We start from the raw sequence: 20,318 nt of genomic DNA, 5'->3' as shown, positions 1-20,318 counted from the left end.
AAGGGGATTCGGTTCGACTTTTGGTCGGATGCAGGGATATCCGCAAAGTTCAGTGCATATACCATTGAAAATTCGTATATGCGACCGCGCAACGGATATGTGAAAATGACAGAAAATGAAAGTGCTTACAGCGTTTTTACCTTAAAATTTAACAAATTTTCACGGAAAAACTCTTTACTCGCGAAATCTTTGTGATATAATGAACGAGGTGGACGGACAAGACATTTATATTTGTTCCGTTCAGAAAGAAAGGCATAAAATAGAGCGTAGAATGCCAGTCTACAAGAACATGAGGAGGAAATAACTTATGGCAAAATGGGTTTATAAGTTCCACGAAGGCAGTGCGGCAATGAGAAACCTTCTTGGCGGCAAGGGCTGCAACTTAGCAGAGATGACAAACCTGGGAATGCCCATTCCACAGGGATTTACTGTTACAACAGAGGCTTGTACCGAATATTATAACTGTGGCAAGCAGATTTCACAGGAAATTCAGGACCAGATTTTTGAGGCAATTACCTGGCTGGAAGGTATCAATGGCAAGAAGTTCGGCGATACAGAGGACCCGTTACTGGTTTCTGTCCGTTCCGGCGCACGCGCATCCATGCCTGGTATGATGGATACAATCCTGAACCTGGGGTTAAATGACGTTGCAGTTGAGGGATTTGCAAAGAAGACCGGCAACCCAAGATTTGCTTACGATTCCTACCGCAGATTCATCCAGATGTATTCTGACGTTGTTATGGAAGTTCCGAAGTCCTACTTCGAGAAAATCATCGATGAGATGAAAGAAGCAAAGGGCGTACATTTTGATACAGAGTTGACAGCAGATGATTTAAAAGAGCTGGCAGCAAAATTCAAGGCTGTTTATAAGGAAGCCATGAATGGCGAGGACTTCCCGCAGAATCCTACCGAACAGCTGATGGGCGCTGTTAAGGCTGTTTTCCGTTCCTGGGACAACCCACGTGCCATCGTATACCGCCGTATGAACGATATCCCCGGCGACTGGGGTACTGCTGTTAACGTTCAGACCATGGTATTCGGAAATAAGGGCGAGACCTCCGGTACAGGTGTTGCATTTACACGTAACCCATCCACCGGTGCAAAGGGAATCTACGGCGAGTACCTGATTAATGCACAGGGTGAGGACGTGGTTGCAGGTGTCCGTACACCACAGCCAATCTCCAAACTGGCAGAAGACCTTCCTGAGTGCTACAAGGAATTTATGGACCTGGCCATGAAGCTGGAGAACCATTTCCGCGATATGCAGGATATGGAGTTCACCATTGAGGAAGGCAAGCTGTATTTCTTACAGACACGTAACGGCAAGAGGACTGCTCCTGCAGCCATCCAGATTGCCTGCGATTTAGTAGACGAAGGCATGATTACTCCGGAAGAGGCTGTATGCAGAATCGAGGCTAAGTCCTTAGACCAGTTACTGCATCCTACCTTTGTTCCGGAAGCACTGAAGGCCGGCGAAGTAATCGGAAGCGCACTTCCTGCATCTCCTGGTGCTGCAGCTGGTAAGGTATACTTTACAGCTGATGAGGCTAAGGATGCCGGCAAGGGCGGCAGAGGCGAGAGAGTTATCCTGGTTCGTCTGGAGACATCCCCAGAGGATATTGAGGGTATGCACGCAGCACAGGGTATCCTGACTGTACGCGGCGGTATGACCAGCCATGCAGCAGTTGTTGCACGCGGTATGGGAACCTGCTGTGTATCCGGATGCGGCGAGATTAAGATTGACGAAGAGGCTAAGGTATTTGAACTTGGCGGACATACATTCCATGAGGGAGATTATATTTCCCTGGATGGTTCTACCGGAAAGATTTACAAGGGCGATATCGCTACACAGGAAGCAACTGTAAGCGGAAACTTTGAGCGTATCATGGAGTGGGCTGACCAGTTCAGGACCCTGCGCGTACGCACCAACGCAGATACCCCTGCAGATACCCTGAACGCAGTTAAGCTGGGCGCTGAGGGCATTGGTCTCTGCCGTACAGAGCATATGTTCTTTGACGCAGAGAGAATTCCAAAGATTCGTAAGATGATTCTGTCTGAGACAGTTGAGCAGAGAGAAGAGGCTTTAAATGAGCTGATTCCGTTCCAGAAGGGCGACTTCAAGGCCATGTTCAAGGCTCTGGAGGGAAGACCCATGACCGTTCGTTATCTGGATCCGCCTCTGCATGAGTTTGTTCCTACCGACCCAGAGGACATCAAGGCTCTGGCTGATGATATGGGAATGACGGTTGAGGATGTTAAGGCTAAGTGTGCTGAACTCCATGAGTTCAACCCAATGATGGGCCACCGTGGATGCCGTCTGGCTGTTACCTATCCGGAAATCGCCAAGATGCAGACAAGAGCTGTCATGGAAGCTGCAATCGAAGTTAAGGAAGAGTGCGGATACGACATTATTCCTGAGATTATGATTCCGTTAGTAGGCGAGAAGAAAGAGCTTAAGTATGTTAAGGACGTAGTGGTTGAGATTGCCGAGCTGGTTAAGAAGGAGAAGAATTCCGACATCCAGTATCACATCGGTACCATGATTGAGATTCCAAGAGCAGCCCTTACAGCTGACAAGATTGCAGAAGAGGCAGAATTCTTCTCATTCGGAACCAATGACCTTACACAGATGACCTTCGGTTTCTCCCGTGATGATGCCGGCAAGTTCTTGGATTCCTACTACAAGGCTAAGATTTACGAGTCTGACCCATTTGCAAGACTGGACCAGGAAGGCGTTGGGCAGCTGGTTAAGATGGCTGTTGAAAAGGGACGCGCTACGAGAACAGACCTTAAGTGCGGTATCTGCGGCGAGCATGGCGGTGACCCGTCATCTGTTGAGTTCTGCCACAAGATTGGTCTGAACTATGTATCCTGCTCACCATTCCGTGTTCCGATTGCACGTCTGGCAGCAGCCCAGGCAGCTCTGAATAATAAATAGCGGCCGTTTGTTCGGTGAAAAACTATGCTTAATTTTGTAAGCAGTGTCTGATATAATAAAATCAGGCAAAAGAAAGAAATCAGATGTCCATGTGGGCACAAAGCGAAAACCCCAGAGCAGCCACTCTGGGGTTTTCATTTCGGCTGATTGTCGCGGTTATCTCTGTCTGGCCATTTGCAAATGTGGTAGGCTGCTACACCTGCTGTAACAGAGAGTAAGAAAGAAATCATTAAATCCGGGTAAGCCCCCTCTTCCTGCTGCCGGAAGAAGAGGCTATTTGTCCCTTCTGTATTCCCTGGGAGTACATTTGAAAAACCGGCCAAACATCTGGGAAAAGTTACTGGGACTGTTAAATCCGCACATGCCTGCTATGGTGGAGATGCTGCTGCCGGGACTGCGAAGGAGCATGGAGGCTCCCTGGGTTACCCTGTACTTCAGAAGATACTGCATGGGAGAGGTCTGAATGGCGCGTTTGAAACACCGCAGACACTCACGCTCACCAATATCCGCTGCTCTGGCAATCTGGGCCAGGTCCAGGTTTTCATTAAAATGCTCATGGATAAAGCTTATCATTTTCTGGATACGTATATTATCCGTATCCGGAACCGGCTCTCCGGAGTCCATTGCATGGGCATAGTGACAGTACAGGGAACAGCAGATACGGGATAGCTCATCCCGGACCACAAATTCGTATCCCATTGGCTCCCTGTAAAATGCATCAAAGGCAGCGGTGAAACTACCGGCAGGACCCTCCTCACCGGGGGAATCCTCCAGAAGGTCCAGGGGACAACAGTCAAAAATCCTGCACTGGAGAAGGGGAGTTACATATTTTTTGGAAAATACGGAATCTTTTCCCCCGGCAACCAGAAGGGGATGAAAGACCAGGGAATGAAGCTGGCAAAAAGGCTCTGCTGCAGCAAAGTGCAGTATATTGGAATTGACCACAGCGCCTTCTCCCTGCTTCAGATGAAAGGCTTTGCCCGGAACCTGCAGACGCAGACAGCCGGATGCAACGTATAGGATTTCCAAATCCTCATGCCAGTGCCAGGGAACCACATCTCCGGCACTGTCTGTGTATTCAGAAGAGTATCCGGCACAGGGAAAGTCCGGCGTTCCATGGGGCTGAAGCTCCCTGCCGGCACGGTTTAAATTCAGGGCACAATCCTGTAATGCCATGGCAATCCTCCAATTGGTCGTTTTTCTTATATTATAAGTCGATAATCGGGTTGAATCAAGATGAAAAAGACGATATTCTTTTGGTGTATATTTATATAATGTTTAGCACCCAGGAGGCCGGAGCAGGGGCTTCTGGTGCTGATAAGCAGGAGGATAAGATGTTTCAGTTATTACTTGTAATTATTTATCTGGCATTCATCAGTCTGGGACTGCCGGACGCACTTTTGGGCTCTGCATGGCCATCCATGTACCGGGAGCTGGGGGCGTCTGTGTCCTATGCGGGAATCATCAGTATGATTATAGCAGGCGGCACCATTATTTCCAGCCTTTTCAGCGACAGGCTTATCAGGGCTTTTGGAACCGGAAAAGTGACTGTCGTAAGTGTTGCCATGACAGCAGCGGCACTGTTTGGGTTTTCCTTTTCCCACTCATTTATGCAGCTGTGTGTCTGGGCTGTTCCCTATGGACTGGGAGCGGGAAGCGTGGATGCGGGGCTGAATAACTTTGTGGCCCTTCACTATAAATCCCGCCATATGAGCTGGCTTCACTGCTTCTGGGGAATCGGCGCAACAGCCGGACCTTATATCATGGGATTATGCCTGACCCGAGGCCTTAAGTGGAATTCCGGCTACATGGTGGTGGGAGGGATTCAGATAGGGCTGGCTGTCTTCCTGGTGCTGTCGCTTCCGCTGTGGAAGATAAAGAGAGATGGGAACAGCGGCCGGGAGGATACCCATAAGCAGATTAGCCTGAGAGAGGGGCTGCGGCTTCCGGGAGCAAAAGCAGTGCTCACAGCATTTTTCTGTTATTGCGCCCTTGAAGCCACAGCCGGCCTGTGGGCCAGCAGTTATATGGTACTGCACAAAGGGATTGCACCTCAGACAGCGGCTAAATGGGCTTCCTTTTTTTACCTGGGTATTACCCTGGGAAGACTGGCCAGCGGTTTTGTCACGGACCGTCTGGGTGACAGGAACATGGTGCGGTGCGGACAGATGACTGCCTTTGCAGGGACTGTGCTGCTGCTTCTTCCTGCTGGCCGCGGAGCTGTGCTGGCTGGACTTGTCATGGTGGGGCTGGGCTGTGCGCCAATCTATCCCAGCCTGCTCCACGAAACACCGGATAACTTTGGGGTGCAGTATTCCCAGTCCATGATGGGGATGCAGATGGCCTGCGCATATGTGGGGTCCACATTTATGCCTCCGCTGTTTGGGCTGGCGGCGGAACGTATCAGCGTGACCCTGTATCCGGCGTGCCTGATTGTATTTGTTGTATTGATGATAGGGATGACAGAAAGGATGGGGAAGGTTCAGGATGGAAAAGTTAATGGACTTACACATGCACAGCTATTACAGTGATGACGGTGAATTCAGCCCACAGGAGCTGGTGAGGCGATGCGGCATGAACGGCATCTGTGTGATGGCTATTGCGGACCACAACAGTGTGCGGGCAAATGAGGCGGGCAGCCAGGCTGCCCGGAGGGCGGGAATCAGGTATGTTCCGGGGATTGAGATTGACTGTACATTTGAGGGAGTGAACCTCCATGTATTGGGGTATGGAATTGACTATAAAAGCGATGATTTTGCATATATAGAGGAGAACATAGGAAACCAGGCAGCGGCTGCATCCCGGCATATGCTTCAGGCAACCAGGAAAATGGGGTTTGATGTCACGGAGGAAGACATGGCAGAACTGGCCCGTGATTATTACTGGAAGGACCGGTGGACCGGGGAAATGTTCGCGGAGGTGCTCCTGGGGAAGGAAGAATACAGGAACCATGCCCTGCTTCTTCCCTATAGGGAAGGGGGAGAGAGGGGAGATAACCCTTTTGTTAATTTTTACTGGGATTTTTACTCCCAGGGAAAATGCTGCTATGTAAAAATAGATTATCCGGAACTGGAGCAGGTGGTGGATATCATACACAGAAACGGAGGTTATGCGGTGCTGGCGCATCCGGGGGTTAATTTGAGGAATCATGCAGAATTGCTGGACCCCATACTTGAGACAGGGTTGGATGGAATTGAGGCATTCAGCAGCTACCATTCAGAGGAGCAGGCTGCATTTTATCATAAGGCGGCATGTGACAGGCGGAAGATGTTTACCTGCGGAAGTGATTATCATGGAAAGACAAAGCCGTCCATTTTGGTTGGGGGCCATGGATGCAGGGTTCCTTATGAGAAAATGGTGCAGCAGCTGGGGCCTGTCATTGGGGAGAGTGAATAGAATACAGCTGGAAATAGTTAAAGAGGCTGGAGATAACTAAATACGGTTTATATACGGCAGTCACTGGCAATCCGTTCCCGGAAAGGGGCGGTTGCCGGTGGCTGCTGTCTTATGTTTGGGGAAATAGCTGCCTGCCGGATTAGAATATGCGGATAATACGGTGCAGAATCAGATATCAGTGACAAATGTCACTGCTGTAATGACGGACAACATCTATGACTGGCCGGATTTGTTCTCTATAATGAAAGCATGAAGAGGAAATCCACATAGGCGCTATCGGAAAAAGGAACTTGCAGAAAGGGGAATGGGTATGGAGTGGTTTGTAATTTTGTTGATTTGGCTGGTGGCTCCATTTGCCGAGATGGCTGTTATAATTGTTCTGGCTGTGGTGAACAGCCGGTATAAAAGGAAGATAGAGGAACTTAACCGTGTTTTGGGTAAAATGGATGAAACAGCGCAGCTTAAAGGAAATGCGGTCCTAAAGGACACCCTGGCAAGCAGGTCTGACTGGAAGGCGCCGGAGAAAAACGGGTGCATAACGGAAGAGGCCGGACCTGCCGCAGCAAAAACAGGCATCACCGCGTATCCGCATTTACCCAGAAAGCATACTGCCGCAGTACGGATACCGAAAAATGGCGCAGGATTCTACCAGGGTACGGCAGCCTTAATCATCGGAGTTATATTTGTGGTGCTGGCCGGTCTGATTTTTGCGACCACGGCATGGCATGTGCTTCCCAGCTTTTCCAAGGTAGTTATGGTTCTGGGGTTTTCCGGTTTGTTTTTCGGGGCAAGCCGGGCAGCTGAACGATTTTTTAAGATAGAGCGGACCGGACAGGCGTTTTATATACTGGGCAGTGTGTTTTTGTTTCTGACTGTTCTGGCGGCGGGATATTTTGAACTGCTGGGGCCGGAATTTATTTTAAAGGGAGAGAACCGTTTCCGCGTACTGCTGGCAGGCAGTGTGGCCACGGAAATTGCTCTTTTTTCTAAAATCAGAAGATTTCATAATAAGGTTTACACCCAGGCATGTCTGTGGGGAATAACGGTCAGCATGTTGTTTTTGATGGGAGCGCTGAAGTGCAAAGGGACTGACTGCGTTAACGGCATGATGTATTATTCCTTCCTTCTGTTGGGAGGAAGTGAGATTTACAGGAGAAAACAAAGGCTCCAGGACTCTGCGGGTACCCCGGCAGGCGGATTTGCAAGTGAATTGATGGGGGAATTGGGCTTCTTCGCAATGCTTCATTTCTGGATGGTAAGCGGAATCATGGCCTATGAAGCCATTGCAGGATGGATAGAATTCATGACGGGAATTATGGTGCCGGGAATACAGGAAATCACAATCTGGAATACCCTGGCATTTGGGATGATGGCAGCCGGGACAGCTATTGCGGCTCTGCGCCGCATGAGCCCGGAAATGAAGACACTTCACAGTCTCGCCGTAATGATATTCTTCCAATATGCAGGTTTCTGTATTCCCGTTGACTATACATATCAATTATTTTTGGCAGCAGTTATGACAGGCGTATGGTTCCTGGGTGAGAGAAAACTTGGAAGTCCTCTTGGCAATCTGCCGGGCGGATGTATTTTTACCGCGGTTCTGGCCATTGACACGGCAATCCTTATGCTGGACGCCATGTTTATCTGGGATAATATAGGAAAGCAGCTGACTGCATTCGCAGGGGTGATTCTCCTGGCGGCAGTCATGGCAGAGTGGGGCAGGCAATACCCGGTTCTGCGCGCCGGTATCCCGGCAGTGCTCTTTGCCCTGACTGCCACTGGCTGGCCGGTTTTAAACCGGATACCGGGCATGGACATTGGGTATGATGCAATTGTATGGGGATATGTGCTGGCTGTGGCTGTGTGGGACTGGGTAAAAAAAGACCGGTTCTGTATTCCGGTTCTGGCTATTGGTACGGCTGCCCAGGTAATCCTGCGGCTGGGAAACCGGGAGCCCCTTCCGTTTTTCCTTCTGCTGGCCGTATACCTGCTGGTGAAATCCCTTGGCAGGGAACATGCGGAGCAGGAGCGGTTTATCAAAGGCAGCTGTCTGTACTCCATGGCAGGCGTATATATCATAGCGGAAAGCATGACGGCAAATGGTGTGCTCCGGATGGTGCTGGTGGCGGCTGTTTACGGCCTGGAACATGCGGTGCTTATGCGCTGCGGCCGGAGCAAACTCAGGGAAGTGTTCTGGAATGTGACGGGCTTGGCGGTGTTTCTGCTGATGATGGCTGCATTTTACAGTGATGCATCCCTGGCGCTCTGGAATATGGCACTCTGTGGGGCTGCATTTGCCGGTTTTTATGTACTTCTCTACAAAGGCGGATGTAGTTGGCTTCATCTGGCAGCGTCAGCGGCTGTCCTTCCCCTTCCGCTGACAGCAGCTGCAAGGTATGGCCTGACGGAAAACCAGGTGTACGGCGCCACGGCAGCACTGCTCATTCTTTCGGGATTCCTGTTCCGGCGGTACCGTCCTGTCATAGTATGCCGGGAAGGAGAAAATAGGGGATGGGATGTGGACTGGTTCCACATTCTGGTCATACTTGTCCTGCTCCCCATGACCTGGGAGGCGGGCCGGGAATGGCAGTGTGCATATATCCTTTTGACGGCCTTGTACGTACTTCAGTTTGCTGCTCTCAAAGAGTGGAGAAGGATGGCATTAACCCTGGCAGCGGCCCTGGCAGTGACGGCATTCTGGCTGCAGCCGTTTATCCGGTGGCCTGAGATACTCAGTCTGGAGATACAGCTGGTCCCTGCAGCAGGGTTCGCCTGGGGGCTGGGCCGCATATGGGGAAACGGGAAGGAGATAACAAATATCCGGACCGGCCTTTACTGCCTGTGCCTGGGAATTATGGCTCTGGATGCAGTATCCACAGGAGCGGTGTGGGATGCTCTGATACTGGAGGCTGTCAGTCTGGCGGTATTCCTGGGAGCGCATATGAGAAAATGCATGAGATGGATTCGGATTTCCGGCATTATCATCATTTCCGTGGCCCTTTACATGACAAAGGATTTCTGGCTCAGCCTGTCATGGTGGGTGTATCTTCTGGCGGCAGGACTGGGACTCATTGTATTCGCAGCGGTGAATGAAATGAAAAAGCGCTGAGAGGCCGCAGCCACAATTCTTTTGACACACAGCGGCTCAGAGGCTATAATCAAGGGTACAGGCCATGCCTGTGCCCTGTTTTGCCTTATAGGTGAAATGTACGGGCAATCTGCCCGGAGGAGGTTTGGTATATGCTTGATATCATGCTTAAAATTGCCTATCTTTCCGCCATCGGCCTGTCTCTGTATACATCGGGCTGGCTGCTGATGAAGGCAGATAAAAACAGGACCACAGGAGCATTGGCAGTCTGCCAGCTCCTTATCATTATATGGTGTATACCGCAGCTGTTTTCGGCTCTCCCTATGACGAAGGGAATGAAGTACCTGGCATACGGCATTTCTTACATAGGAATCAGTTTCATCGGACCGGCATGGCTGGAGTTTGCATTCCTTTACAGCCGGAGAAAACCGGGCCATGCAGCGGAACTGCTGTTGTTTGGAATATCGGCTGTTAACTATTCAGTCCTTCTGACCAATGAATACCATCATTTGTTTTATGTCCGTTTTGAGGTGGCGCAGGTGGTGTACGGACCGGTGTTCTATATTCACATGGCCTATACATATATCTGTGTGCTGGCCGGCATGGCGGTGGTGCTGATGGCTTTCAAAAAGAACCGTGTCGCCCTGGCGCATATTGTTGTCATTTTGTTGGCGGCGGCAGTGCCGCTGGCCTTTAACCTGCTTTACATGACAGGGCTGGTGAGAACCGGATTTGACCTGACGCCCCCTGCCTTTGCCCTGTCCAGTATTCTCATGCTGCTGGCTGTGTTCCGGTATGATTTCCTGGATGTCAATACCATGGCCTTTGATAAGATATTTGATTCCATTGCAGAGGGAGTGGTGGTATATAACAGGCGCGGCAGGATTACCTACTGCAACGGAGCCGCCGGACAGTGGCTGGGGCTGCGGACCGGGGATGAGATGGAATTGCTCAGGAATATGCTGGAGGAAAGGGGCGCTGCCATGGATTCTGCGGATTCCCATGCGCCTGTATTTTCGCTGGAAGATGGTGATGAAACACGGAAACTGGAAGTAAGGCAGTATATCCATAAGGATAAAAAGGGGGATATGATTGCAGGAACCGTCATGCTTACGGATGTGGGCCGATATTATCAGCTTTTGGAGCAGGGACGGGAACTGGCTGTTTCCAACCAGAGCCTTGCCATTGAAAAGGAACGAAACCGCATTGCCCAGGAGGTGCATGACACCGCGGGCCATACGCTGACCATGATTAATTCCCTGCTCAGGCTGATACGTATTGCATATAAGGGGGAAAACGGTCTGGGCCAGGACCGCGGACAGGACGGAAGCATAGAAGAATACCTGACCCAGGCCCAGGAACTGGCAGGCAGCGGGATTCGGGAGCTGCGCTGTTCCATCAATAATCTCAGGCAGTCTGCCTCCTGCGGCCTCATCACCCAGGGGATATACCAGCTGGCAGGCAGTGTAAAGGAATTTGAGGTGGAGGTGGAAATACAGGGGGAAGACAGGCAGGCGTATTCCCATTTGTCCCCTGTTGTGTATGATTGTCTCAGGGAGGCCATTACCAACTGTCTTAAATATGCCCATGCAACGCATATGGATGTGATACTTAAATTCGGCGCAGCCAGCCTGAATCTGTATATCTTTGATAACGGGGACGGGTGCAGCCACATAGAAGACGGAAATGGAATCCGCGGTATACGCCATAGGACGGAACAGGCCGGGGGAACCGTCAGGTTCATATCCGGAGACGGGGAAGGATTTCAGATATATATAAGTCTGCCCTATGGAGCTGCAGGGCGCAATAACGGTGCGGTGTAAAGACTGGTGCGGCAGAAAGACCGGTGCGGCAAAAACAAGCCGCATACCAGGATTCTTCAATCAGTGTACAATCGGGAAAAAGGAGCGGGACCATATGATAAAAGCAGTGATTGCCGATGATATCCAGATATTGAGGCAGGGGCTCAGGGCGATTCTGGAGCAGGACAAGGACATCCGGGTGGTGGGGCTGGCCGCCGACGGTCAGGAGGCGTGGCAGCTATGCAGAAAGCACAGGCCGGATGTGGTACTTATGGATATGCGTATGCCGGAATACGACGGCAGTTACGGAATAACCAGAATCAAGGCGGATTATCCGGATATAAAGGTGCTGGTCCTCACAACCTTTGATGACAGGGAGACGGTGGACGCCGCTGTGGGAAGCGGGGCTGACGGGTATATCTTAAAGGAGATGGAGGATGATAAGGTCATTCAGTCCGTCAAGGCGGTCTGCGCCGGAATCCGGGTTTTCGGCGGAAGCGTCTTTGAGGGGATGCGCCGCCAGATGATGCCCGGAGGGGCAAAGGCAGACCTGACAACGGATTTGACGCCCAGAGAACGGGACATCATGCGGCTGGTTGCCCGGGGAATGGACAACAGGGAGATTGCAGGGGCGCTTTTCCTGGCAGAGGGGACCGTGCGCAACAACATCTCCCGTCTGCTGGAAAAGCTTAAACTAAAGGACCGGACCCAGCTGGCTGTATTTACAGTGAAACATAATCTGGATGAATGAAAACAGGCCGTTATCCACGTCCGGCAGCTGCATTGACCTGGGTTTTAAAGGATTCCACAGGTATATAATGTTTGCCGGACACCAGCACCCGGTGGTTTTCCCCGTACAGTGTTTCCTGGACCAGGATGAAGGAGGCGTGCTGGGACAGCATGTACTTGACGGCTGTAAAATTGCCTGTGGTGGTATATGAGAGCTGGCAGGTACTGCTGCAGGCATCCTCATATACACCATGCTCCAGATATTGGAATAAATCTTCCTTCTCCCGTAAATCTATCTGTTTTTCGGAAATGACCTCGATGGGGATGAAACTGAGACTGTAGGCACATGCCTTACCTGCGCGTTTATACCAGCGGTCTGCAATTACCACCACAGCTGTCTTTCGCTTCAGGTTCTGATTGATGGACTCTGTGGGAGGTTCTATGCGGAATTCCATCTCCGTCTCGTCAATGGCGCCGGACAGCGTACAGCGGACCGGGTGCTGGGTGACCTCCAGGCCCGGCAGTTCTGCATCGGGATTGTGTTCGCTGATGAAATTTCCTTTTCCGCGTATATTAATGACCAGGTTGTCCTCCTGCAGCAGTGCCAGAGCCCTGCGCAGGGTCATGCGGCTTACATCCATCTGAAGGGCCAGCTCAGGTTCAGAGGGAAGCTGGCTGCCGGGAGGATACACACCATCCTGTATCATGGAATACAGGCGGTTATATACTTTTACATGCTTTAATTTCTTTACTTTCTCAGATAATACATCTACTTCCATAAGTTCACCTTTCCTGTCTGGCTGTATCACAAAAAATATACAAGTTCTTATTCAACATCATAATTCCCCGGGGCTGTTTTGTCAATAAAATAGACATGTCTAGTTGTATAATACGGTAAAATCAGTAAAAAGCCATAAAAAACCCATGATATATTGTTATTATATACAAAAATCCTCTATAATAATTGTAGATTATTCCATCTAGTAATTATACAAGTTAAATGATATTATACAAGTGCGCGATAAACAGACAAGAAAACAAACAAAAGAAAACGTATAAGAGGCGGCGGGTATGTACGTAAAAGGGCTGCCAGACAGACATGCAAACAAAAAAGCAAGAGCAATTAAGAAAGAGAGGGCAATTATCATGCAGAATTATTCAGGAGAAGAAGGGTTACAGTATCATTTACAGATAAGAAAGGGAGATGTGGGGCGGTATGTCATCATGCCGGGAGACCCAAAGCGCTGCGAAAAGATTGCAAGGCATTTTGACAATGCGGAGTTAGTGGCGGACAGCAGGGAATATGTTACATACACCGGTTATCTGGACGGGGAAAAGGTAAGCGTGACATCCACGGGCATCGGCGGTCCCTCTGCATCCATTGCAATGGAGGAGCTGGTGCTGTGCGGGGCTGACACCTTCATCCGCGTGGGGACCTGCGGCGGGATGGACATGGACGTGAAGGGCGGGGATATCGTGGTCGCCACAGGCGCCATCCGCATGGAGGGCACCAGCAGGGAATACGCTCCCATCGAGTTCCCGGCCGTGGCCGACCTGGATGTGACCAATGCCCTGGTTTCTTCTGCAAAGGCCCTGGGATATACCTACCACGCGGGGGTGGTGCAGTGTAAGGACGCTTTTTACGGCCAGCATGAGCCGAAACGCATGCCGGTGAGCTATGAGCTTCTGAACAAGTGGGAGGCCTGGAAACGTCTGGGCTGCAAGGCATCTGAGATGGAATCCGCGGCCCTGTTCATTGCTGCCAGCCACTTAAGAGTTCGCTGCGGTTCTGATTTTCTGGTGGTGGGCAACCAGGAACGCCAGGAGGCCGGACTGGATAACCCCATTGTCCACGATACGGAGGCAGCCATAAAGGTGGCTGTGGAAGCAGTCCGCAGACTGATTCGGGCAGATAAGCAGGCGTAAGGAGAAAGGTAAGGGGTGGGAACAAATGAAGATAGTATTAAACCTTACAGGTATCCTTCTGGTGCTGCTTATCATGTATCTGATTTCCTGGAAGAAGAAAAACATATCCGTCAGGATGCTGGTCAAGGCAGTCATTGCCCAGTTCCTGATTGCAGTCATACTGGTAAAGATTCCGGCTGGACGGTACGTGGTGTCCAGGGTGTCGGACGCAGTGACCAGTGTCATTAACTGCGGGCAGGACGGCTTAAGCTTTGTGTTCGGCTCGCTGGCGGACAGCACGGCTGTTACGGGGTCTGTATTTGCCATACAGGTCCTGGGCAATATTGTATTCCTGTCCGCCCTGGTAAGTCTTCTTTACTATATCGGAATTCTGGGATTTGTGGTAAAATGGATTGGTAAAGCAGTGGGTAAGCTTATGGGCACCTCCGAGGTGGAAAGCTTTGTGGCGGTTGCCAATATGTTCCTGGGGCAGACAGACAGCCCGATTCTGGTGAGCAAGTACCTGGGCCAGATGACGGACAGCGAGGTCATGGTGGTCCTGGTTTCCGGCATGGGCAGCATGTCCGTGTCCATATTGGGCGGATACACGGCCCTGGGCATTCCCATGGAGTACCTTTTGATTGCCAGCACCCTGGTGCCGGTGGGCAGTATTATGGTGGCAAAGATGCTTCTGCCCCAGACTGAGGAAGTCAGGGAAGTGGGAAGCGTTAAGATGGATAATAAGGGGAATAATACCAACGTTATAGAGGCGGTTGCAGAGGGAGCTGTCACCGGTATGCAGATGGCTCTGTCCATCGGTGCGTCGTTGGTGGCCATGGTGGCTCTGGTGGCGGCAGTGAATAAGCTGTTGGGCGTCTGCGGCATCAGTCTGCAGCAGGTATTTTCCTATGTATTTGCTCCCTTTGGCTTTTTCATGGGCCTGGACCCGTCGGAAATCCTGATGGAAGGAAATCTCCTGGGAAGCAAGCTGGTTCTCAATGAATTCGTTGCGTTCCAGCAGCTGGGCAGCATGATATCTTCCATGGATTACAGGACAGGGATGATATGCGCCATTTCCCTGTGCGGGTTTGCCAATTTCTCCAGTCTGGGAATCTGCGTGTCGGGAATTGCGGTCCTGTGCCCTGAAAAGAAAAGCACCCTTGCCCGCCTTGTGTTTAAGGCAATGTTAGGCGGTGTGGCAGTCAGCCTGATTAGCGCCATGGTAGTGGGCCTGGTCACATTATTTTAAGGAGGTCGTAAGATGGGAAAATATAAACGTATTTTTGTAGTGGTCCTGGATTCCCTGGGAATCGGGGCAGTGGAGGACTCGCCGGAATATGGCGATGTGGGCGTGGACACCCTGGGACATATTGTCCGGGAGGTTCCGGGGCTTAAGATTCCCAACCTGAGAAAGCTGGGCATGGCCAATCTGCATCCGCTGGAAGGAATGGAGCCCGAGGAACATCCTCTGGGGCGTTACATGCGCCTGAAAGAGAGAAGCCGGGGCAAGGACACCATGACAGGACATTGGGAGATGATGGGGCTTCTGGTCACCACGCCTTTCCAGACATTTACCAGCAACGGCTTTCCGAAGGAGCTGATTGACGAGCTGGAGAAGCGGACCGGACGGAAAATCATCGGCAACAAGAGTGCCAGCGGAACGGAAATCCTGGATGAACTGGCAGAGGAGGAGATTCGGGAAGGCCATCTGATAGTGTATACTTCCGCTGACTCCGTGCTTCAGATATGCGGCAACGAGGAAACCATGGGACTTGACAACCTGTACCGCTACTGCGAGATTGCCAGGGAGCTGACCCTGCGGGATGAGTGGAAGGTGGGGCGTGTCATTGCCAGACCCTATACCGGCATGAAGAAGGGGGAATTCAGACGTACCTCCAACCGTCATGATTATGCCCTTAAGCCATATGGAAGGACTGCCTTAAATGCCCTTAAGGATGCTGGCTATGATGTGGTGTCCATTGGCAAGATATATGATATTTTTGACGGGGAGGGACTGACGCAGTCCAACCATTCCAATTCATCTGTCCACGGCATGGAGCAGACCATCCAGTATGCGCAAAGGGATTTTAAGGGGCTTTGTTTTGTGAATCTGGTGGATTTTGACGCCCTGTGGGGGCACCGCCGCAATCCGGAAGGATACGGCAGGGAGCTGGAGCGCTTTGATGAGAAGCTGGGCTGTCTGCTTCCGCTTCTGCGCCAGGACGACCTTTTGATTCTCACCGCGGACCACGGCAATGACCCCACCTATTCGGGCACGGACCACACCAGGGAGCAGGTGCCCTTCATCGCCTATTCCCCGTCCATGGAGGGCGGAAAGGACCTGGGCGAGGCGGATACATTTGCAGTCATCGGGGCAACGGTTGCTGATAACTTCGGAGTGAAGATGCCGGAAGGCACCATAGGCACATCGGTTCTGGAGGAACTATAGAAAGGATTAAAAATCATGGATAAGAAGGATATTTTACGCAAGGTGGACCACACGCTGTTAAAGCAGACAGCTACCTGGGAACAGATAGAGAAGCTGTGCAGGGAGGGCATGGAATACGGAACTGCCTCTGTGTGCATTCCGCCCTGTTATGTGAAGCAGGCAAAGGAATTTGTGGGGGATAATCTGGCTGTCTGTACGGTTATCGGATTCCCCAACGGCAACATGACCACCGCTGTGAAGGTGTTTGAGACAGAGGATGCTGTGAAAAACGGTGCGGATGAAATTGATATGGTTATCAATATCGGGCTGGTAAAGGCGGGACATTACGGCCAGGTCCTGGATGAAATCAGACAGATTAAGGCTGCCTGCAGCGGCAGATGCCTGAAGGTCATTATTGAAACCTGCCTTCTGACGGAGGAAGAGAAGAAGGAAATGTGCCGGGTGGTAACAGAGTCGGGCGCTGACTTCATAAAGACCTCCACCGGATTCTCAACAGCCGGCGCAACGCCGGAGGACGTGGCTCTTATGAGGAAATATTCAGGCCCTCAGGTAAAGGTAAAAGCAGCGGGCGGAATTGCCTCCATCGAAGATGCAGAGCGTTTCATAGATCTGGGCGCAGACCGCCTGGGAACCAGCAGGCTGATTCCATAGGCCGGGAGACGGCCAATCACATAAGCGAGGATACTTAAGATGAAGTTGATGGAAAAACATCCATTGGTCATGATAGTCATAGGAATAGCCGGTATTTCATTATCGGCTATTTTTGTTAAATATTCCCAGGCCCCTGCTGTGGTCACGGCCCTTTACCGCCTGCTTTGGACCGTGGCTCTGATGACGCCGGTGGTTCTGGGTCGGAAGGACTGCAGGCGGGAGCTGATGGACACGGACAGGAGGACGGTTTTTCTGTGCGGGGCCAGCGGAGTGTTCCTGGCGCTGCATTTTACTGCATGGTTTGAATCGCTGAACCAGACCTCAGTGGCCAGTTCCACTGCCATTGTCTGTACGGAGGTCATATGGGTGGCGCTGGGGTACTGCCTGTTTATGAAGGGAAAGATAACCGGGGCTGCTGTCCTGAGCATTCTTGTAACCGTGGGAGGAAGCCTGCTGATTGCATTTTCCGACTACTCAGCCGGCGGAAACCATCTGTACGGGGACGTGCTGGCCCTTGCTGCCGCCGTATTCTGTGCTGTATACACATTGATTGGGCGGCAGGCCAGGGGATATATGTCCACGACGATTTACACTTACATAGTCTATGTGTTCTGCGCCCTGGCCCTGGGGCTGGCAACGGCTTTAAGCGGGCTTGCCTTTACCGGCTACGGGATGCGTTCCGTGGTGGTGGGACTGCTCCTCAGTGTGTGTTCCACTCTTTTAGGGCACAGTATCTTCAGCTGGTGCCTGAAATTCTTTTCCCCCTCCTTTGTATCTGCCTCCAAGCTGTGCGAGCCTGTGGCTGCAGCCGTGTTTGCCCTGTTCCTGTTCGGGGAGGTGCCCGCCCCTCTCCAGATAGCAGGGGGTGTGGTGACAATCGGGGGCGTTCTCCTTTATTCTAAGGTGGAAAAGAAAGAAAATGACGTTTTAAAAGGAAAATAGTAAGATAAAACTGACAAAAATGGTGGAAATTATCTGGAAAAAATTATATAATAGTGATAATAAGATACAGTTGTAACCTCCCGGGGGGGATTTTCTGGGTTGGACTGGAAGGAGGTATCACTATGAATGAAGAAATAGCTCAGTTGAGAAAGATTCTGGATGAAAGTACCTATACTGTGGCTCTCTGCGGTTCCGGTATGATGGAAGAGGGCGGTTTTATCGGTATCAAGAAACAGGATAAGGCTTATGACATCGAGAGCCGGTATGGCTACGGCGTTGAGGAGATGTACACCAGTGCATTTTACAATACCCGCCCGGAGCAGTTTTTTGAGTTCTACAAAAAAGAGATGCTTCACAATGCGCCAAGGGACACTGCTTCCGGCCCGGCCCTGGCTGCCATGGAACGGGCCGGAAAGCTTCAGTGCATCATTGACAGCAACATTTACGACAAGGCCCGCAGGGGCGGCTGCCGTCATGTTATAAACCTTCACGGAAGCATTTACCAGAACCAGTGTCCCAGATGCAAGAAAAAATATCCCATTGAATACATGGCAGGCGCAAAGCGGGTTCCAATCTGCAGGGACTGTAATGTTCCCATACGGCCCATGATATCCCTGATTGGCGAGATGGTGGACAGCCAGAACATGACCAGGACCACGGAGGAAATAACAAAGGCAGATACCCTGCTGCTGTTGGGCACGACCCTGGCTTCCGAGGTGTTCTGCCAGTACATACAATATTTTGCCGGGCGGAACATGGTAATCATCCATAGGCAGGAGCACTATCTGGATAAGGATGCAGACCTGGTGATACTGGACCATCCCATGAATGTACTGCCCCGGCTGGGGTATGGGGAAGAGAAAACAGAAGAATAAACAGGGATAATGACAGGCCGGAAAGCATGCAGCTTTCCGGCCTGTTTTATGCCCTGATTTGTGCATATAGCATAAGAAATGATTCATGTATGCAGTTTGGTTATGGAAAACAAAAAAATATGGTATTTGAGTTTATGCATTCCGGAGGATATAATATAACTAAAGGTTGACTGCGCAGGATACCAAATGATATGGAGGGTTAATTGAAATGAATATGTTAGGAATTGCAGGCTTTTTGATGATGTTTGTTATGGTATTCCTGCTCTTGAAGAGTAAGACAATACCCGCTGTTGTATTTGTTGTTCTGCCCATTGTCACGGGTCTGCTTGTGGGATTTACGCCAGCCGAGCTGTGCGACTATATTGCACAGGGAATCAGCAGTGTTTCCACAACAGCGATTTTGTTTATTTTTGCAGTCATTTTTTTCGGTATCATGTCTGATGCAGGGGTATTTGAACGGATTGTGAACAAGGTGGTAGGATTTGCAGGCAACAATGTTCTGATTCTCTTCTGGGTGACCATACTTATTGCATTTATCGGTCATCTGGACGGCTCCGGCGCAACCACACTGCTGATTACCATACCGCCCCTTCTGCCGATTTACAGGCGGCTGGGCATACGTCCCATTGTACTGCTGGGAATTACCTGTCTGACCATGGGCGTGATGAATATGGTGCCCTGGGGCGGTCCGTGCGGCCGTCTGGCAACAGCCCTGGAAGTGGGGACAGCTGACATCTGGAAGTATTGCATACCTGCGCAGGCAGCAGGACTGGTTTTTATTGCCCTTACATGTGTATTTCTGGCAAAAAGGGAAAAAAAGCTGGGCGCAGGGGCGGCTGTCCGGGCGGATAAGGCCGGGGAAGACGCAGGTGCAGACGGAGACAAGGAGGATATAAGAAGACCAGGCCTGTTCTGGGTCAATACAGCTTTGATTCTGGTGGTGGTGGCTGTGCTGGTTCTGACTAAGATACCCACCCATATCACATTCCTTGTTGCTATGTGTATTGCTCTGGTAATTAATTACCCGTCCCAGAAGATGCAGGACCAGAGAATCAAGGCACATGCAACCAGCGCCCTTACCATGGCGTTTACAGCGCTGGCATCAGGCGCGCTGATTGGCATTATGGGAAAGAGCCCTATGCTGGATGCCATGACACAGCTGGTCCTGGGATTTATGCCGGAATCGCTGGCGCCTCACCTTCATGTGGCGTTTGGTTTTGTGAATAATCCGTTGAGTATGATTATACACGGGGATGCCCTTACATATGGAATCATCCCAATCATCAACCAGATTACCAGCCCTTACGGAATTCCCCCTGCAGCTGTGGGCGCGGCATTTTTAATCACCTTCGGGCCGGCTATTTATATCATGCCCATGACAGCTGCCACATATCTGGGTTTGGGACTGGCAGATGTGGAATTAAAGGACCATATAAAATTCGCATATCCCCTGTGTTTGGGGTGTGCGGTGGTGATGCTGGCTTTTGTGGTTATAACCGGAATCATCCCCTTTTAAGCGTCGGATTGGATAGGAGTGAATGAA

15 protein-coding genes are annotated in these 20,318 nt (G+C 50.9%); 13 read left to right on the top strand and 2 right to left on the bottom strand.

The features are described 5' to 3' along the window. The first annotated feature begins 307 nt into the window (after window positions 1–307). The gene (ppdK, locus tag FGS84_RS15300) at window positions 308–2,938 is read left to right on the top strand and encodes a pyruvate, phosphate dikinase (protein WP_138309410.1); all 2,631 of its coding nucleotides are present in this window, start codon (window positions 308–310) and stop codon (window positions 2,936–2,938) included. 273 nt (window positions 2,939–3,211) lie between these two features. Here ppdK and FGS84_RS15295 read toward each other — a convergent pair whose 3' ends face one another. Next, window positions 3,212–4,114 (bottom strand): AraC family transcriptional regulator, encoded by a 903-nt coding sequence (locus tag FGS84_RS15295; protein WP_138309409.1) that lies wholly within the window; start codon window positions 4,112–4,114, stop codon window positions 3,212–3,214. A 158-nt stretch (window positions 4,115–4,272) separates the two neighbouring features. Between FGS84_RS15295 and FGS84_RS15290 the strand changes: the two genes are divergently transcribed. From FGS84_RS15290 to FGS84_RS15270, 5 genes are all read left to right on the top strand, one after another. Continuing rightward, entirely contained in the window at window positions 4,273–5,469 is a 1,197-nt protein-coding gene (locus FGS84_RS15290; protein ID WP_138309408.1) for an MFS transporter, read from the top strand. Further along, entirely contained in the window at window positions 5,426–6,334 is a 909-nt protein-coding gene (locus FGS84_RS15285; protein ID WP_138309407.1) for a PHP domain-containing protein, read from the top strand. Before FGS84_RS15290 ends, FGS84_RS15285 begins: the two co-directional genes overlap by 44 nt. 310 nt (window positions 6,335–6,644) lie before the next feature. After that, window positions 6,645–9,443 (top strand): hypothetical protein, encoded by a 2,799-nt coding sequence (locus FGS84_RS15280; protein ID WP_243129987.1) that lies wholly within the window; start codon window positions 6,645–6,647, stop codon window positions 9,441–9,443. Between the two features lie 131 nt (window positions 9,444–9,574). Further along, window positions 9,575–11,245: a histidine kinase N-terminal 7TM domain-containing protein gene (locus FGS84_RS15275; protein ID WP_138309405.1), complete on the top strand. Its 1,671-nt coding sequence runs from the start codon at window positions 9,575–9,577 to the stop codon at window positions 11,243–11,245. Between the two features lie 94 nt (window positions 11,246–11,339). Beyond that, window positions 11,340–11,975, top strand: coding sequence for a response regulator transcription factor (locus FGS84_RS15270; RefSeq protein WP_138309404.1), 636 nt, complete (start codon window positions 11,340–11,342; stop codon window positions 11,973–11,975). Window positions 11,976–11,985: 10 nt separating this feature from the next. On the opposite strand, the gene FGS84_RS15265 is transcribed toward FGS84_RS15270, so the two are convergent. Continuing rightward, on the bottom strand, window positions 11,986–12,732 hold the full coding sequence (locus FGS84_RS15265; RefSeq protein ID WP_138309403.1) for a GntR family transcriptional regulator: 747 nt from the start codon (window positions 12,730–12,732) through the stop codon (window positions 11,986–11,988). A 367-nt stretch (window positions 12,733–13,099) separates the two neighbouring features. Here FGS84_RS15265 and udp point away from each other — a divergent pair, with 367 nt between their 5' ends. The 7 genes from udp to FGS84_RS15230 all read left to right on the top strand — a co-directional run bounded on the left by udp (window position 13,100) and on the right by FGS84_RS15230 (window position 20,291). Continuing rightward, entirely contained in the window at window positions 13,100–13,879 is a 780-nt protein-coding gene (udp, locus tag FGS84_RS15260) for a uridine phosphorylase (protein WP_138309402.1), read from the top strand. 25 nt (window positions 13,880–13,904) lie between these two features. After that, window positions 13,905–15,107, top strand: coding sequence for a nucleoside transporter C-terminal domain-containing protein (locus tag FGS84_RS15255; RefSeq protein ID WP_138309401.1), 1,203 nt, complete (start codon window positions 13,905–13,907; stop codon window positions 15,105–15,107). Between the two features lie 12 nt (window positions 15,108–15,119). Next, on the top strand, window positions 15,120–16,307 hold the full coding sequence (locus FGS84_RS15250; RefSeq protein WP_138309400.1) for a phosphopentomutase: 1,188 nt from the start codon (window positions 15,120–15,122) through the stop codon (window positions 16,305–16,307). 15 nt (window positions 16,308–16,322) lie between these two features. Further along, window positions 16,323–16,958, top strand: coding sequence for a deoxyribose-phosphate aldolase (gene deoC, locus FGS84_RS15245; RefSeq protein ID WP_138309399.1), 636 nt, complete (start codon window positions 16,323–16,325; stop codon window positions 16,956–16,958). A 39-nt stretch (window positions 16,959–16,997) separates the two neighbouring features. Beyond that, the gene (locus tag FGS84_RS15240; protein ID WP_138309398.1) at window positions 16,998–17,900 is read left to right on the top strand and encodes a DMT family transporter; all 903 of its coding nucleotides are present in this window, start codon (window positions 16,998–17,000) and stop codon (window positions 17,898–17,900) included. 122 nt (window positions 17,901–18,022) lie between these two features. Then, window positions 18,023–18,775 (top strand): Sir2 family NAD-dependent protein deacetylase, encoded by a 753-nt coding sequence (locus tag FGS84_RS15235; protein WP_138309397.1) that lies wholly within the window; start codon window positions 18,023–18,025, stop codon window positions 18,773–18,775. 208 nt (window positions 18,776–18,983) lie between these two features. After that, complete coding sequence (locus tag FGS84_RS15230; protein WP_138309396.1) at window positions 18,984–20,291, top strand: citrate:proton symporter; 1,308 nt, start codon at window positions 18,984–18,986, stop codon at window positions 20,289–20,291. Window positions 20,292–20,318 lie beyond the last annotated feature (27 nt).

The organism is Clostridium sp. 1001271st1 H5 (assembly GCF_005845215.1).
GTDB lineage: Bacteria > Bacillota > Clostridia > Lachnospirales > Lachnospiraceae > Enterocloster.
This window is presented reverse-complemented; position numbering and strand designations above follow the sequence as displayed.